Raw genomic sequence first — 14,488 nt, 5'->3', positions numbered from 1 at the left:
GCTCGGGCCCGTGAACATCACCGGATTCGACTACCAGCGCGTTCCCGCCACCGACGACGTCACGTTGAACGTCGCCGTCGGCGGTTCCGGCCGGCCGATCGTCCTGCTGCACGGCTTCCCGCAGACGCACCTGATGTGGCGGCACGTAGCCGCGGACCTGGCCGCCGACCACACCGTGATCGTCCCTGACCTGCGTGGTTACGGCGCCAGCGACAAACCCGCCGACCAGGGCGAGACGTACTCCAAACGCGCCATGGCCGCCGACGTGGTCGCCGTCGCCCGGGCACTCGGCCACGACCGGTTCGCCCTCGCCGGCCACGACCGCGGCGCACTGGTCGCCATCCGTGCCGGTCTGGACCACCCCGACACGGTCACCCACCTGGCGTCCCTGGACGTCCTGCCCACGCTGGACATGTGGAACGTCATGCACGGCACGACCGCCGCGGTCGGATTCCACCTCTACCTGATGGCCCAGCCGCCGGGCCTGCCCGAACAGCTGATCACCGCCAGTGCCGACGCGTTCTTCGGCCACTTCCTGGACATCTGGGCACACGGCCCGGACGCGATCCCGGCCGACGTCCGCGCCGAGTACCTAGCCGCCTCCCGCAACGCCGTCCCCTCGATCGTCGCGGACTACCGCGCCTCCGCGTCCATCGACGTCGAACACGACACCGCCGACCGGAAGGCCGGAAACCAGCTCCAGATGCCGGTGACCGTGCTGCAGCAGGACTGGGGTGCCGCTCTCGGCTTCGACGCCCGGGCCCTCTGGCAGGCCTGGGCCCCAGACCTCGACCACCGCACGGTGTCCTTCGGTCACTTCATGGCCGAACAGGCGCCGGCAGACGTAGTGAAAGCTACGCATGACCTGCTGAGCAGGTGACCAGGCTTTGTCCGTTGATCCGAATTGGATTGTTGTTTCCGCCAAATTTGTCCGTACGCGGTGACAATTCCGCATCAAGTGGCCGATGCTACCGCTTCAGTGTGGTGTGCTTCGCCGGCCTGCATTCGAATGCCAAGCCAGGTATTGCCGAATGCGGGCCGGCGCACACAGCGAATCTTTCCCCCTGCTGCAAAGGAGATTCGATGCGGGAAGTGTTATTCGGCCGTTCACCGGAAAGCCCGCGACCGGACAAACGCCGGTTTCGCGGGCTTTCATTCGGTACACGCGTTGTCGCGTTGGCGGCCGCCACGATGGTCGTGACCGCGGGTGTGGCGTTCGCCGAACCGCCACAGGCCCTGGACGGCAACGCACCGGCCGCTGACCGGACCTACCAGCCCGCGTGGGACTACGACGGCGACGGCTGCTACCCGACGCCTGCGATCGGGCGGGACGGAACGCTCAACGGCGGCCTCAAGCCGACCGGTGCGCTCAACGGCCAGTGCCACGACCTGTCCGACCTGAACAACACCAACTCGTACTCACGATCGAAGTGCAACAACGGTTGGTGCGCATACATCTACGGGCTCTACTTCGAGAAGGACCAGGCGCTGCCCGGGACCAGTCTCGGCGGGCACCGGCACGACTGGGAACACGTCGTCGTGTGGGTGCCGGACGGCGGCTGGCCGCAGTACGTGTCGGCGTCCGCGCACGGCAAGTACAACACTCGTGCCCGCAATGACATCCCATGGGACGAGACCGGCACGCACCCGAGGATCATCTACCACAAGGACGGCGTGTCCACGCATGCCTTCCGGTTCGCCGGTTTCGGTGAGACGCCGGAGAACCACAAGGGCACGTGGCAGTTCCCGCCGCTGGTGGGCTGGGACAACTACCCCGCCGGCGTGCGCGACAAGCTGACCCAGGCCGATTTCGGCAGCGCCCAGTTCGGGCTACGGGACGGCTCGTTCAACGGGGAGCTCTCGAAGGCCAAACCGGCTGGGATCCCGTTCGACCCCAACGCCTGACCAGGCAAACGTGCGAAGGCGCCTCTCGCGGGAGGCGCCTTCGTGCTTCCTTGCGGTCGCCAATTTCGTCACGTTAGTACTTACCATGGGCGTAGTCCCATCCGAAGTGACTACTAGCCAACAAGCACTTGCTTGGGTAGAGTCGCCCGCACAAGCACTTGCTTGGCATCCGCGCGCCGGAACCACGATGTCCCGAGTGGACAGATCGGTTTTGTTGCCCGCCAAGCACTATGCACAGATGCGCACGTTGGCTAGCCTCGAATCATGATTGCCACAGTTGTCTGGGGCACAGGCAACGTCGGCCGCGCGGCCATCCGCGCAGTCGAAGCCCACCCGGCGTTGAAGCTGACCGCAGTGCTTGTCCACAACCCTGACAAGGTCGGCCGCGACGCGGGTGACCTCGCAGTACTCGGCCACGACCTCGCAGTCGCGGCGACCGACGACATCGAAGCGGTACTCGCCGCGAGCCCGCGCGCCGTGGTGTACGCAGCGTCCGGCGATGTCCGGTTCGACGAGGCGATGGCCGACATCGTCAAGGCGATCCGCGCCGGAGCCGTCGTCGTCACGCCCGCGCTGTATCCCCTGTACGACCAGCGCAACGCTCCCCCGGAACTGCGGGATCCGATACTGGCGGCCATCGCGGACGGCGGCGGCTCGCTGTTCGTGTCCGGTGTCGATCCCGGCTGGGGCAACGACGTTCTGCCGCTGCTGATCAGTGGCCTGGGCACCGAAGTCGACATGATCCGGTGCCAGGAGATCTTCGACTACTCCACCTACGAGCAGCCCGACTCGGTGCGCTACCTGGTCGGGATGGGCCAGCCGATGGACTACCAGCCGCCGATGCTGGCGCCCATGGTGCCCAGCATGGTGTGGGGCGGCCAAGTCCGGCTCATCGCCCGGGGCCTGGGTGCCGAGATCGAGGAGATCCGCGAGACGCTCGACCGGCGTCCGCTCGAAAACACTGTCACCACAAGGACGATGGGCGATTTCGAGGCCGGTACGCAAGGCGCGGTGCGGTTCGAGGTCCAGGGGATCGTGGACGGCGAGCCGCGGATCGTGATCGAGCACGTCACCCGGATCCATCCGTCCTGCGCACCGGACTGGCCGCAACCACCCAGCGGGGCGGGCGCGCACAAGGTGATCATCGAGGGCCGGCCACGGATCGAGGTCAGCGTCGAGGCCACCGACGAGGGCGAGAACCGGTCCGCGGGCGGCAACGCCACCGCGGTCGGGCGGCTCGTGACGGCGATCGACTGGCTCGTAGCTGCAGAACCGGGTCTGTACGACGCACTGGACGTCCCGCTGCGGCCCGCAGCCGGCAAGCTGGGAAGGAGATAGCGATGCACATCGACATCCCCGAGGGCAAGGACGCCATCGGGTATGTGTGGGGCGAAATGGTCCCCGGCATCGGAGTCGCGGCCTCGAAGTTCTCCCTGGCGGTGTACGCCGGCTCCACACTGGGACTGCGTGAGTTCGAGGCCGCGCGGCTACGGATCGCGCAGATCAACGGGTGCGTCTTCTGCATGGACTGGCGGACCGAACGCGACGGACAGAAGGTCGAGGAGTCGTTCATCGACGCGGTGAGCGACTGGCGCACAACGGATGCGTTCGACGACCGGACGCGGCTGGCCGCCGAGTACGCCGAGCGGTACGCCTTGGACCACCACGGCATCGACGACGAGTTCTGGGCGCGGATGACCGCGCACTACAGCCAGGTGGAGATCGTGGAGCTGAGTATGAGCATCGGCTCGTGGCTCGCCTTCGGCAGGCTCAACCACGTTCTGGGCCTGGACACCGTGTGCGTGCTACCTCAGCATCAGAGGTAGCCGGAGAACCGGCCAGCCTGGAGCGGGCCTGCCCACTGGCCGGTTCGCCACTCTCCGCTAGAAGTCAGTGGCGATGATCTTGTCGATGTTGCGTTCGGCCAGCGCGGTGATGGTGACGAACGGGTTCACGCTGGTGTTGCCCGGAATCAGCGCGCCGTCGATGACGTACAGCCCGGAATAGCCGTGCAGGCGGCCGTAGTTGTCGGTCGCCTTGTTGAGCACCACACCACCGAGTGGGTGATACGTCAGGTGATCGCCCCAGGTCTTGTAGACACCGAACAGGTCCGTGCGGTAGATCGTGCCTTCCTTCGCGTTGATCTTGTCGAAGATGGACTTGGCCATGTCGATGGCCGGCTGCTTCCAGGCGGTCTGCCAGTTGAGGTCCACCCTGTCGGCCGAGGCGTTCCAGCTGAACTCCGCCCGGTTGGGGTTCTTGGTGATCGAGAGGTAGAACGACGCGAAGGTCTCGATCCCGGTGGGCAGCGGCGCGACTTCGGCGAACGCACCGCCCGCGGCCCAGTTGTCGATACCGGCCGTCGGGATGGACGACTGGACCGCACCGGTCGGGTCCCACAAATGGTTGGCACGCCCGCACATGACGTTGCCGTTGTCGCCCCAGCCCTTGCCCACCTCGCCGTTGAGGCCTGGCAACGCGCCGTTGGCCTTGAGTTTGGTCAGCAGTTTGCTCGTGCCGACGCTGCCTGCCGCGAAGAAAACCCGGTCCGCGGTAACAACTTTGGTCGCCACCGTGTCACCGGTGGTGTTGATCTGCTCGATCACCACGGTGTAGCTCGCGCCGTCCCGCTGGACCGAGGTCACCTTGTGCAGCGGTGAGATCGCCAGGCGGCCGGTCGCCTTCGCCTGTGCCAGATAGGTCTTGGGCAGGGTCTTCTTGCCGTAGTTGTTGCCGTAGAGCAGTTCGCCGTCCACAGCCGACTTGGGAACACTGCCGGCCGACTCCTGCTTCATGTACTGCATGTCGTACACATTGGGCACGAACACGAACGGGAAACCCGATCGCTGTGCGTGTTTGCGGCCGACCCGGGAGTACTGGTAGCAGTCGACGGTCTCCCACCAGGACTGGTCGATGTTGTTGACGCCCAGTCCGGCGTTGGCGCGCGGGTAGTAGGTGTTGTACATCTCGTCGGGGTTCACTGTCGGGAGAATGGCGCCGAAGTTCTCCCGGCGGGGCGTGACCGCCATGCCGCCGTTGACAAGTGAGCCACCGCCGACGCCCCGGCCCTGGTAGACCGTGATGCCGCTGAAGTCCTCGGCGTCGAGGATCCCGGTGTAGCGCGGCACGTCCTTGTCGATCGGGAAGCCGAGGAAGTTGCTCAGTGGCTGCTTTGTCCTGGTCCGCAGCCAGTATGAGCGGTAGTCCGGGGTTTTCGTGTTGGCGAAGATCTTGCCGTCGGTACCGGGCGTGTCCCAGGCCATGCCCATCTCGACCATGTGCACGTCGACACCCGCTTGCGTCAGGCGCAACGCGGCCACAGAGCCGCCGTACCCGGTACCGATCACCAGAACAGGGACATGCGCGCCGGAGGAGATCGGAGCGGGCACAGGGGCCGCACTGGCCTGACCGGACAGCGCCGCGGCACCCAAGATAGAACCAGTTCCGACGATGAACGCGCGACGGGAGAATCCACTGGATGCGTTACTACCCACAGTATTGTCGTTCATGTATTGTTCCTCACCGTTGAGGGATTAGAACAAGTTATACTTGCGAGTACCAGGTCCCGTCACCATGTACTCATGAGTAACTTTCACGTCGTCTGTCCATCTTGCTGAGTAAACCTGGCGAACAAAAGGGCCGCACCGGCGACTGCCGGTGCGGCCAGGGGTCCTTTATGGATAATCAGATGCCCGGAACGCGTAGATCGGTTCCCTTCGGCTCGGGCACCAGGGTCACCGCGGCGAACGAGATCGCGCACAGCACCATGATGTAGATGCCGACCGAAACCGCCCATCCGGTGTTCTGCACCAGGATCTCCGCGATCGTCGGCGCGAACGCCCCGCCGAGGATGGCCCCGAGCGCGTAGCCGATGGATACTCCCGAGTAGCGCACCGAGACCGGGAACATCTCCGCGTACATCGCCGACATCGGCCCGTACGACAGGCCCAGACCAATCGTGAGCACGAAGACCGCGACACCGAACAGCCAGATGTCGCGGGTGTCGATCAGCAGGAACAACGGGATCATCCAGACGAAGATGAGCGCGTAGCCCAGCTGGAACGTCCGGACCCGGCCGATGCGGTCGGACAGGATGCCGCCGTACAACGTGAACGCCAGCCAGCCTGCAGACGCGATCACGATCGCGAGCAGCACCGACGGCCGGGCCAGTTTCAGCGTTCCGGTGCCGTAGGCGATGAAGTACGCGATCAGCAGGTATCCGGCGGCGTTGTTGGCGATGAAGATCAACGCGGTCAGCACGACCTGCTTGGTGTTGCCCTTGAACAGGTCACGCAGCGGCGCGGAGGACTCCTTCTTGCGCTGCAGCATCTCCTTGAAGACAGGACTCTCCTCGACCGCGCGGCGGATGACGTAGCCGACCACGATCAGCAGCGCCGAGAACAGGAACGGCACCCGCCAGCCCCACGACTGGAACTGCGCCGGGGTGGTGGACGTCGTCATGATCCACAACATCCCGGTGGCCAGGATCAGCCCGATCGGCACACCGATGGCCGGGTAGGCCCCGAACAGGCCACGCCGCGTGACCGGGGCGTGCTCGACCGACATCAGAGCGGCGCCACCCCATTCCCCGCCCGCGGAGAATCCCTGCACGATGCGCAAGAGGATCAGCAGAATCGGGGCGGCCAGACCGATGCTGGAGTAGGTGGGCAGCACACCGATCAGGAACGTCGCGGCGCCCATCATCACCAGGGTGAGCACCAGCATTCTCTTACGGCCCAGTCTGTCGCCGAACCGGCCGGCGACGATGGCCCCGAGCGGGCGGAACAGGAAGCTGATCCCGATCGTGGCCAGCGAGATGATCGTGGCTAAGCCCGGTGCGTCACCGCTGACCGGAGTCAGGAACAGCGGGGCGAGTACCAGGCTGGCGGCCTGCGCGTAGATGAAGAAGTCGTACCATTCGATGCTGGTCCCGACGAGGGTGCTCGCGAGCACCTTGCGTTCTTCGCCTGACATTTTCTGACCGAAGGCCGGCGATGTTGTCGACATGGCGAACTCCGTTGTCCAGGTGACGCCTGCGGGCGATGTTTTCGCCTACCCCATGGTTCGGCTTCACCTGCGGTTATCACAAGTTGTTGAACCCTTTCGACGTATTCGGGCCCTCATGATCGAGTCCGCGCGACCCGGCCGCGTAGGCTGTGCGGATGGCAATTGGGCTGGGAGGTAGGTCATGAGTTCGCGGACGCCGAATGTCGCCGTGCTCGGTGGCGGCTCGTGGGGGACGACGGTCGCGTCGATCTGCGCACGCAATACCCGGACAGTGTTGTGGTCACGCAACGCAGCGGCCGCCGACGAGATCAACACCCAGCACACGAACTCCCGCTACCTTGGCGACCTCCCGCTCACCGACACACTCCGGTCCACAGCGGACATCGCCGAAGCGGTCTCGGACGCCGACGTGCTCGTGATGGGCGTGCCGTCGCAGTCGTTCCGCTCAGTCCTGCAAGAGGTCGCCGAGCACGTCCGGCCCTGGATTCCCGTTGTGTCCCTGGTGAAGGGACTCGAGCAGAGCAGCCGGATGAGGATGACCGACATCGTGCAGGCCGTGATGCCGGGCCACCCGGCCGGCGTGCTGGCCGGCCCGAACATAGCCCGCGAGGTGGTCCAGGGTTTCGCGGCGGCGGCCACCATCGCCATGCCCGACCACGGCACAGCCCAGATGCTGCAGCCCTTGTTCGGCACCTCCCGATTCCGCGTCTACACCACAACGGACGTAGTCGGCGTCGAAGTCGCGGGGGCCCTGAAGAACGTCTTCGCCATAGCGACCGGAATAGGCGACGGCCTCAACGCAGGCGACAACACCCGAGCCATGGTGATCACCCGTTCATTGCGCGAACTGGCCAAACTCGGCACGGCAATGGGCGGCCAAACCGAGACCTTCGCCGGCCTGGCCGGAATGGGCGACCTGATAGCCACCTGCACCAGCCCCCACAGCCGCAACCGCCGCGTAGGCATAGGCCTGGCCCAGGGAAAAACAGTCGAGGAGGTATGCACAGAAATGGGCCAGGTGGCCGAAGGCGTGAAAACCTCGGGCGTAGTAGTGAAACTCTCCGCCGAACTAGGCGTGGACATGCCAATAGCCAACGAAATGGACGCGGTATTGAACAACGGCCAACCAGTCGAAGAAGCCTACCGAGGCCTCCTACGCCAGCGCCCAGGCCATGAAGTCCACGGAGATGCCTGGTAGGGCCGGCTACCGGTAGTTTGTTAACTTGATAGGACCGTCGATGTCGTGTCGCCGCTCAGACGGGTGGGGTGCTGGTGGCTCGGGTGGCATGCCCGCCGGCTGCGGGTCCATTGGAGGACTACGCGGCCCTGTTCGACGAGCTGTTTTCCCGGTTGGCGCAGCGGCGAGGGTTTCGTGAGTATCTGACCGGGCTGTTGGCGCCGCGTGACCGGAACAAGACGCTGACCGGCCTGGCCGGAACGGAGCCGGTGGTGGGTGCGCAGCACGCGGCTGTGCAACGGTTGCAGTACTTCTTGTCTGAGTCCACATGGGATAGCGTGAAGGTCAACGATCGGCGGCTGGAGTTGCTGCTGTCCGATCCGGCCACCGCACCGCATTCTGGTGGGGTGCTGGTTATCGACGATTCCGGTGACCGCAAGGATGGCAGCGCGACGGCACATGTCGGGCGGCAGTGGCTGGGCCGCTATGGCAAGACGGACAACGGTGTCGTCACGGTGACTACGGTGTGGGCCGACGAGCGGGTCTACTATCCGCTGCACGCCGAGCCTTACACTCCGGCGTCGCATTTCCCCAAGGGCCGCAACGACTCTGGCTTTCGTACCAAGTTGCAGATCGCAGCGGATCTGGTGACCAAGGCCCAGGAGGCTGGGGTGGTGTGCCGGGCGGTGGTGGCCGACTGCTTCTATGGTGATCACGACGACCTGCGCGCCGAACTGCGGCAGGGTGGTTGGGGCTTTGTGATGGCGCTCAAGCCCTCGCGAGGCACCTGGCAGTACCAGGCCGAGGCGTACACGCCCAAGGACGCAGCACGTGCGGTGGGCTGGAACGGTCCCGATGATCCTGGCGGCTGGAGCAGGGTGCAGCGGGTGTTCCGGGATGGGCACACCGAAACCTGGTGGGCCGCCGATCTGACTGAAGTGGTCCGACTGTACGGCATCCGACACTGGATCGAGCAAAGCTACAAGCAGGTCAAAGACGAGTTGGGGTGGGCTGACTTCCAGGTTCGCTCCGCCACAGCGATCCACCGCCATCAGACACTGGTCAACTGCGCGTTCTCGTTCTGCTGGAACACATGGTTCGATCAACCATCTACACGCGACAGTCGGAATGCGCCGCCTCCGGGATCGTCTGCCGACGACCCCGGAGAGGGGGGGCACCCAACCTCACCAGCCGACACAACTTTCCTGTTGGCCCAAGGCCCTACGCACCGTCCGGTCCTGGCTGACCCCCTGGCTACTGCTACAGCGCTGGTAGAGAGCATGGTCAGACAAGCCCCCGCCCGATGACCTGCAACAACTACTCGACACCCTCGCACAAGGACAGGGCATCAACCTCTATCTACCCCCATGAAGTTAACAAACTACCGGTAGTGACGTAAAACGTTGCGTCTAGGCTGCTGGACAGGATCCACATAGACCGGTGGCGTGAAATACGGAACGCCATTGACCAGCTCCACTTCCCAAGCACTCCGGTGCACCAGCCGATGATGACGGCCACATTATGCCGACGTTGTGGTTATGCCGATGTTGTGTCGGAAGTTGTTGTGCGGGGCGGTGTCTGGGTTGGTGAGATCGGCATAGTTAGAGACCGTCCAGGAATGTGATGAGGGTGTCAGGGGCGTGGTAGCGACCTGGTTTGGTGTTCGGTGGTTTTGTTCTGGCGAGTGCTTGTTCTTTGAGTGCGAGGTCGGCGTGTAGGTAGATCCCTGTGGTGGCAACCTGTTCGTGACCGAGCCAGAGTGCGATCACGGTGGTGTCGACGCCGGCGTGTAGGAGTCGCATGGCTGCGGTGTGCCGCAGCGTGTGCATGGTGACTCGTTTTCCGTTCAGGGATGGGCATCCAGTTGTGGCGGTGGTGGCGTGTTTGGCGAGCCGGTGTTCGATGGCGTCGCGGGACAGGCGGTGTCCGGTGCGGGCGGGAAACAGTGGATCGCTGGGTTGTCCGGTCTGTTCGGTCAGCCAGGCCCGCATGACCGCGCGGGTCTGTGAGGTGAGTGGGGTGATCCGGTCTTTGCGGCCTTTGCCGTGGCAGGCCACGTGTGGTGCGGTTGTCAGGTGGATGTCGCCGAGGGTGAGGGCGATCACCTCGGAGATGCGTAGTCCGGTTTGGATTGGTCAGGCAGAGCAGGGTGTGGTCGCGGCGGCCGGTCCAGGTGGTGCGGTCGGGGGCGGCGAGCAGCGCGTCGATTTCGGTGTCGGTGAGGTAGGTGATGATGGTCTGGTCGTGGCGTTTGGTGGGGATGGCCAGGACGCGGTCGATGTCGCTGGCGTGTTCGGGGTGGTGCAGTGCGGCGAAGCGGAACAGTGAGTGGATCGCTGCGAGGCGGGCGTTGCGGGTGCGCACGCTGGTGTGCCGGTCGTGTTCGAGGTGATCGAGGAACGCCGTGATCAGAGTGGCGTTCAGTTCGGCGATGTCAAGCTGGCATGGTGGGGTTGCGGTCTGGTGGGTGGCGAAGGCCAGGAGTAGTCGCCAGGTGTCGCGGTAGGCGGCGATGGTGTCATCGCTGGCGTGGCGTTGCCGGATCAGCCGTTCGGTGAAGAACGCCTGTAGTGTCGGGGCGAGGGTGCTCATGGCCGCTCCTGCCGGTCGAGGCTGTTCTGCAGCCGCTGGGCGGCCAGGGCGAGTAGTTCCGGAGCTGCGGCGAGATACCAGTAGGTCGAGCTGGGTTCGGCGTGTCCGAGATAGGTCGATAGCAGCGGCAGCCGTGTGTGAACGTCGTCGCCGTCGCGGTACCAGCCCAGCAACGTGGCGACCGCGAAGGTGTGGCGCAGATCGTGCGGGCGAGGCCGGCACCGTGTCGAACGGGCGTGCAGTCCGGCTTGTTGGGTCAGGCGGTGAAACTCGCGGTGGACGTTCTTATAGATCAGTCGGGTGCCGGTGGTGGAGATGAACCACGCCGGTGTCACGGGTGCCGGGCAGAGCCGGTTGCGTAGCCGGGCGTAGGTGACGAGCGCGGTGACCGTGGTCGGGTGCAGTGGCAGGGCGCGGGACTTGCCGAACTTGCTGTCCCGGACTGTCAGCAGGGCCATGTCGCATTCGACGTCGTCGCGGTCGAGTGCGATGGCCTCACCGACCCGCATTCCGGTCGCGGCCAGCAGGCCGATCAGCGTGGCATACGTCGCGGCCCGCAACGGTGAGTGGATACGGTCGGTCGCGGCCATCACGGCGGCGATCTCGGCATCGGAATACAGATACGGCACCGCCCGCTGTGATCGGCCCGGGGGCAATACATCGGCCGGTGGAATCTGGGTTTGTTCGTCTATTGTGGATAGATATTGGGCGAAGCCGCGGACCGCGGACAGCCGAGCGCTGTGCCAGCTGCGGTCCGCCCCGATCGGTTGGGTGGCCCATGTCACGGCGAGTTCGAGGGTGATGTGCTCGGCGCCCAGACGCTCGGCGTAGTCCACGAAGCGTGCCAGGAGTTGGCCCTCGCGCTCGAGTTTGAAGCCTAATGCCCGCCGCATCGTCAGGTAATCGCTCAGCGCTTGTGGCAGCGTGCTCATGACACACCGCCCGGCTCCGCTGCCGGCCAGGGGCGAGCCACCTGCCGCAGCGCGGCCCGGTCGACCTTGGCATAGATCGCGGTACTGGCCAGGTGACGATGCCGCAGCAATTGGGCGACCTCGGGCATCGACGCGCCGGCCCGCAGCACCGTGGTGGCGGCGGTATGCCGGAGACGATGCGCGCCGACACCAGAGATCCCGGCCCGGTCACACGCGTTGCGCACCACGGCCTTCACCGCCTCAGAGGTCAACGGGCCATGCGGAGCACGCGCCCGCAGGAATACCTTCGTGCAGTGCACGTCAGGGCGGCCGCGACGCAGGTAGGCCACCAACGACTGGCCGACATCGACCGGCAGCGGCAACCGGTCTTCCAGATTTCCTTTGCCACGAATGAGGATCTCGCCTGCCCGCCAATCGATATCGCCCAGTTCCATCGCGGCGGCTTCCCCGGCCCGCAACCCCAGGCGCACCAACACCGTCAGGATCGCGTAGTCGCGTCGGCCCACCGCCCGCCGACGGTCGCAGGAAGCCAGCAACGCTTGCGCCGCACCCGGTTCCAGCGCTTGCGGCAAGCCTGCGTCCCGCCATCCGGCCACGGACGGCACCGCCGGAACAAGATCTGACTCAATCCGGCCAGTGATCAATAAAAACCGGAGCAGCGACCGAAGCACGGTCACCAAGATCTTGGCCGATCCCGTGCCGCGCACCGCGCATTCCCGCATCACGAACCGGGTGACCTCACCGGCGGTCATAGCGGACATACCAGTCGCATCACCGTCCGCCCGCTGTGCCAGAAACAGTCGCGCGTCGGCCTCGTAGTAACGAACGGTCTTGGCCACCAAACCACGCTCACCCAACAGATACGCCCGATAGGAGGCCAGAATCTCTTCCACTGGACCACAACCAACCTCATCAACCACGCGAGGCACTACTCCCACACCGCGCAGATATCCCAGCAGCGGCCGCAAACCCTGCAACGACAACCAACACGTATACCCCTGCCGCCGGCGGGCAGCGAGAAACGCGTCCACACACTCAGGCGTCAACGCGCCGGCATCCAGTTCCTCTGCCCACAACCAACGGCTCAGATGCGCCATCACCCGCAACTGATTCACCGCCGACAACGGCGTGTATCCCAGCCGTTCCAACTCCGCGCCGAACCCCGGCGCATACTGCACCAACGGACCAACCATACAAACACGCTTCGGCTTCCTCATGATCGCTTTCCTCTCCACACATTGGAGAGTCCAGCATCACTGACCAGTCAGGATTATGCCGACCTCACGACCCCTAACACCTCGTCCACCTGTAGCTTCGCAACCGACATCGGCATATCCACAACGTCGGCATAATGTGGCTTATGCCAACGTCGGCATAAGCCACACAGCAACACCAGATTGCTCAACTGCGTCGGCCCACCCCGGAGCCACGACTGGATGTGGTGTGCATGACACACACTCGCGAGCCTGTCACAACTCGGGAAGGCACAGCCGCGATCCCGCAACACCAGCCCCCGCCGAATATGAGCAGGCACCACGTAAGCAGGAACCGCGACATCAAGCGGCTGCGACGCGCCACCCATCACCGCAGGCAACACATGTGAATCGCATGCGATGCGCCGGGCATCACTCACGCTGAGGTTGTCCGGCAGGATCGTCTCTCCCAGCGCCCGCTCCAGCGTGTCCAGCGAGATCGTGAATGCCACTTCGGTCTTCAGGCCATTGTGGGTGGGCAGGTCCGGGCAGTTCGCGGCCTTCTGCAGCACATCCGCAAACGCATCCCCGCCCCGCTCAGCATACCCACGCAGGTCATCGCTCTCCGGTTTCTCAAACGGCGCCAGCAATGCCTCCAGGAGCGCGGCCGTCTCAGCGTCCAGGCGTCCCTTGAACTCCATCCGCCCATCCCGGAACGTGTGCCGCCGCAACTCCCGCTCTGGCCGCTGCGGCTCATCGTCGGGTGGTGGCGGCCCGTCAGGATCGACGATCTCCCGAACACACCGGTTGGCATACCTCGCCAACGCCCCAGGATCATCATGCGCGGCCTGAGCAACAAGAAGTTCCTCCGCCTGCACGAGCTGCTCCGGCTCGAGGTGCCGCATACTGTGCAACGCCTTCTGAATCACTTCGACATGCCCAGCCCCGATCACCCCGCGCCCAAGCTCAGCCGCCGTCAAGGGCATCGCCGCCTCAACCATCGACCCTGTCGGAGTGGTCACCTCGTGCAGCTGCTCGGCCTGTGTGAGCCGTTGACGAGCCTCAGAGCGCGAGATCCGCAACGTATGCACCAGCAAAGCCGCCGAGTTCGAATACCCCAGCCTGCCGGCAACCCCACGACTGTCCAACTCGGACAGAAGGTCAAGCATCGTCGAATAATCCCGCCGCATCCGCTCCTCCAGCGCGACAAGATCGGCGACCAGCTCCTCATCACTGGTCTGCCACAATGAATCGACACTTTCCCCCACGCCTCCATCCTACGCCCACCCAAGGCAAAAGTCCTTACACCACAATATGTTTACACCTTCGAGCAAAACCCTTGCCAACAATCCCCACCTCCAATATTCAACAAACCCTATGGCGCCCCGTACGCACGACGAAGTCACCGTCCATCACTCACGACACGAACCACCACGCACCCCCGTCGAACAAGCGCCACCGTCGGACCGCATCTCGCATCCGAGCCCCACTGCCCCACTAGACCACCCGAGTGAACCCCGAACGAACGGCCCATTCGCACGGGTTCGCCCCTCGAAAACCCCCGCCCAGCCCCCTTTCCCGATAGACTGGACCAGGGACGCCCCCGGGGACGGGTGAGGGCTGTCCTTCTTTCATAGGGGGCAGCAGCCCCCGGCACGTCGCTCACTTGCTTGAGAGACAAG

Annotated in this window: 13 protein-coding genes and 1 pseudogene; 7 read left to right on the top strand and 7 right to left on the bottom strand. The window is 64.8% G+C overall.

All coding sequences use genetic code 11. From position 1 onward, the window contains the following. Positions 1-10: 10 nt before the first annotated feature. The 4 genes from JOF56_RS31075 to JOF56_RS31060 all read left to right on the top strand — a co-directional run bounded on the left by JOF56_RS31075 (position 11) and on the right by JOF56_RS31060 (position 3,731). Positions 11-880: an alpha/beta hydrolase gene (locus JOF56_RS31075; RefSeq protein ID WP_209643019.1), complete on the top strand. Its 870-nt coding sequence runs from the start codon at positions 11-13 to the stop codon at positions 878-880. Positions 881-1,191: 311 nt separating this feature from the next. Next, positions 1,192-1,905, top strand: a complete 714-nt coding sequence (locus JOF56_RS31070) for an NPP1 family protein (protein WP_245380278.1) — start codon at positions 1,192-1,194, stop codon at positions 1,903-1,905. Between the two features lie 264 nt (positions 1,906-2,169). Further along, positions 2,170-3,243: an NAD(P)H-dependent amine dehydrogenase family protein gene (locus tag JOF56_RS31065; protein WP_209643017.1), complete on the top strand. Its 1,074-nt coding sequence runs from the start codon at positions 2,170-2,172 to the stop codon at positions 3,241-3,243. A 2-nt stretch (positions 3,244-3,245) separates the two neighbouring features. Then, entirely contained in the window at positions 3,246-3,731 is a 486-nt protein-coding gene (locus tag JOF56_RS31060; RefSeq protein ID WP_209643016.1) for a carboxymuconolactone decarboxylase family protein, read from the top strand. A 57-nt stretch (positions 3,732-3,788) separates the two neighbouring features. On the opposite strand, the gene JOF56_RS31055 is transcribed toward JOF56_RS31060, so the two are convergent. Beyond that, positions 3,789-5,414: a GMC oxidoreductase gene (locus JOF56_RS31055; RefSeq protein ID WP_504739844.1), complete on the bottom strand. Its 1,626-nt coding sequence runs from the start codon at positions 5,412-5,414 to the stop codon at positions 3,789-3,791. A gap of 175 nt (positions 5,415-5,589) precedes the next feature. Next, on the bottom strand, positions 5,590-6,912 hold the full coding sequence (locus JOF56_RS31050; protein ID WP_209643015.1) for an MFS transporter: 1,323 nt from the start codon (positions 6,910-6,912) through the stop codon (positions 5,590-5,592). Positions 6,913-7,093: 181 nt separating this feature from the next. Here JOF56_RS31050 and JOF56_RS31045 point away from each other — a divergent pair, with 181 nt between their 5' ends. Both JOF56_RS31045 and JOF56_RS31040 read left to right on the top strand, forming a co-directional pair. Further along, entirely contained in the window at positions 7,094-8,110 is a 1,017-nt protein-coding gene (locus tag JOF56_RS31045) for an NAD(P)H-dependent glycerol-3-phosphate dehydrogenase (protein ID WP_209643014.1), read from the top strand. 74 nt (positions 8,111-8,184) lie between these two features. Next, complete coding sequence (locus JOF56_RS31040) at positions 8,185-9,396, top strand: IS701 family transposase (protein ID WP_443667649.1); 1,212 nt, start codon at positions 8,185-8,187, stop codon at positions 9,394-9,396. A 294-nt stretch (positions 9,397-9,690) separates the two neighbouring features. Here JOF56_RS31040 and JOF56_RS58385 read toward each other — a convergent pair whose 3' ends face one another. After that, complete coding sequence (locus tag JOF56_RS58385) at positions 9,691-10,194, bottom strand: tyrosine-type recombinase/integrase (protein WP_307855335.1); 504 nt, start codon at positions 10,192-10,194, stop codon at positions 9,691-9,693. 7 nt (positions 10,195-10,201) lie between these two features. Here JOF56_RS58385 and JOF56_RS58380 point away from each other — a divergent pair, with 7 nt between their 5' ends. Next, the gene (locus JOF56_RS58380) at positions 10,202-10,417 is read left to right on the top strand and encodes a hypothetical protein (RefSeq protein WP_245378466.1); all 216 of its coding nucleotides are present in this window, start codon (positions 10,202-10,204) and stop codon (positions 10,415-10,417) included. Positions 10,418-10,456: 39 nt separating this feature from the next. On the opposite strand, the pseudogene JOF56_RS60810 reads toward JOF56_RS58380, so the two are convergent. The 4 genes and pseudogenes from JOF56_RS60810 to JOF56_RS31020 all read right to left on the bottom strand — a co-directional run. Further along, positions 10,457-10,681: pseudogene (locus JOF56_RS60810) on the bottom strand (integrase); the annotation flags it as partial. Further along, entirely contained in the window at positions 10,678-11,613 is a 936-nt protein-coding gene (locus tag JOF56_RS31030) for a tyrosine-type recombinase/integrase (RefSeq protein WP_209643011.1), read from the bottom strand. The gene JOF56_RS31030 and the pseudogene JOF56_RS60810, both read right to left, overlap by 4 nt. Further along, positions 11,610-12,791 (bottom strand): site-specific integrase, encoded by a 1,182-nt coding sequence (locus JOF56_RS31025; RefSeq protein ID WP_307855808.1) that lies wholly within the window; start codon positions 12,789-12,791, stop codon positions 11,610-11,612. The genes JOF56_RS31030 and JOF56_RS31025 overlap by 4 nt, the downstream gene beginning before the upstream one ends. 92 nt (positions 12,792-12,883) lie before the next feature. Beyond that, entirely contained in the window at positions 12,884-14,074 is a 1,191-nt protein-coding gene (locus tag JOF56_RS31020; protein ID WP_209643009.1) for an HNH endonuclease, read from the bottom strand. Positions 14,075-14,488: the final 414 nt, after the last annotated feature.

The organism is Kibdelosporangium banguiense, assembly GCF_017876405.1.
Lineage (GTDB): Bacteria > Actinomycetota > Actinomycetes > Mycobacteriales > Pseudonocardiaceae > Kibdelosporangium > Kibdelosporangium banguiense.
The sequence above is the reverse complement of the archived record's forward strand: the minus strand, read 5'-3'. Positions and strand labels throughout refer to the sequence as shown.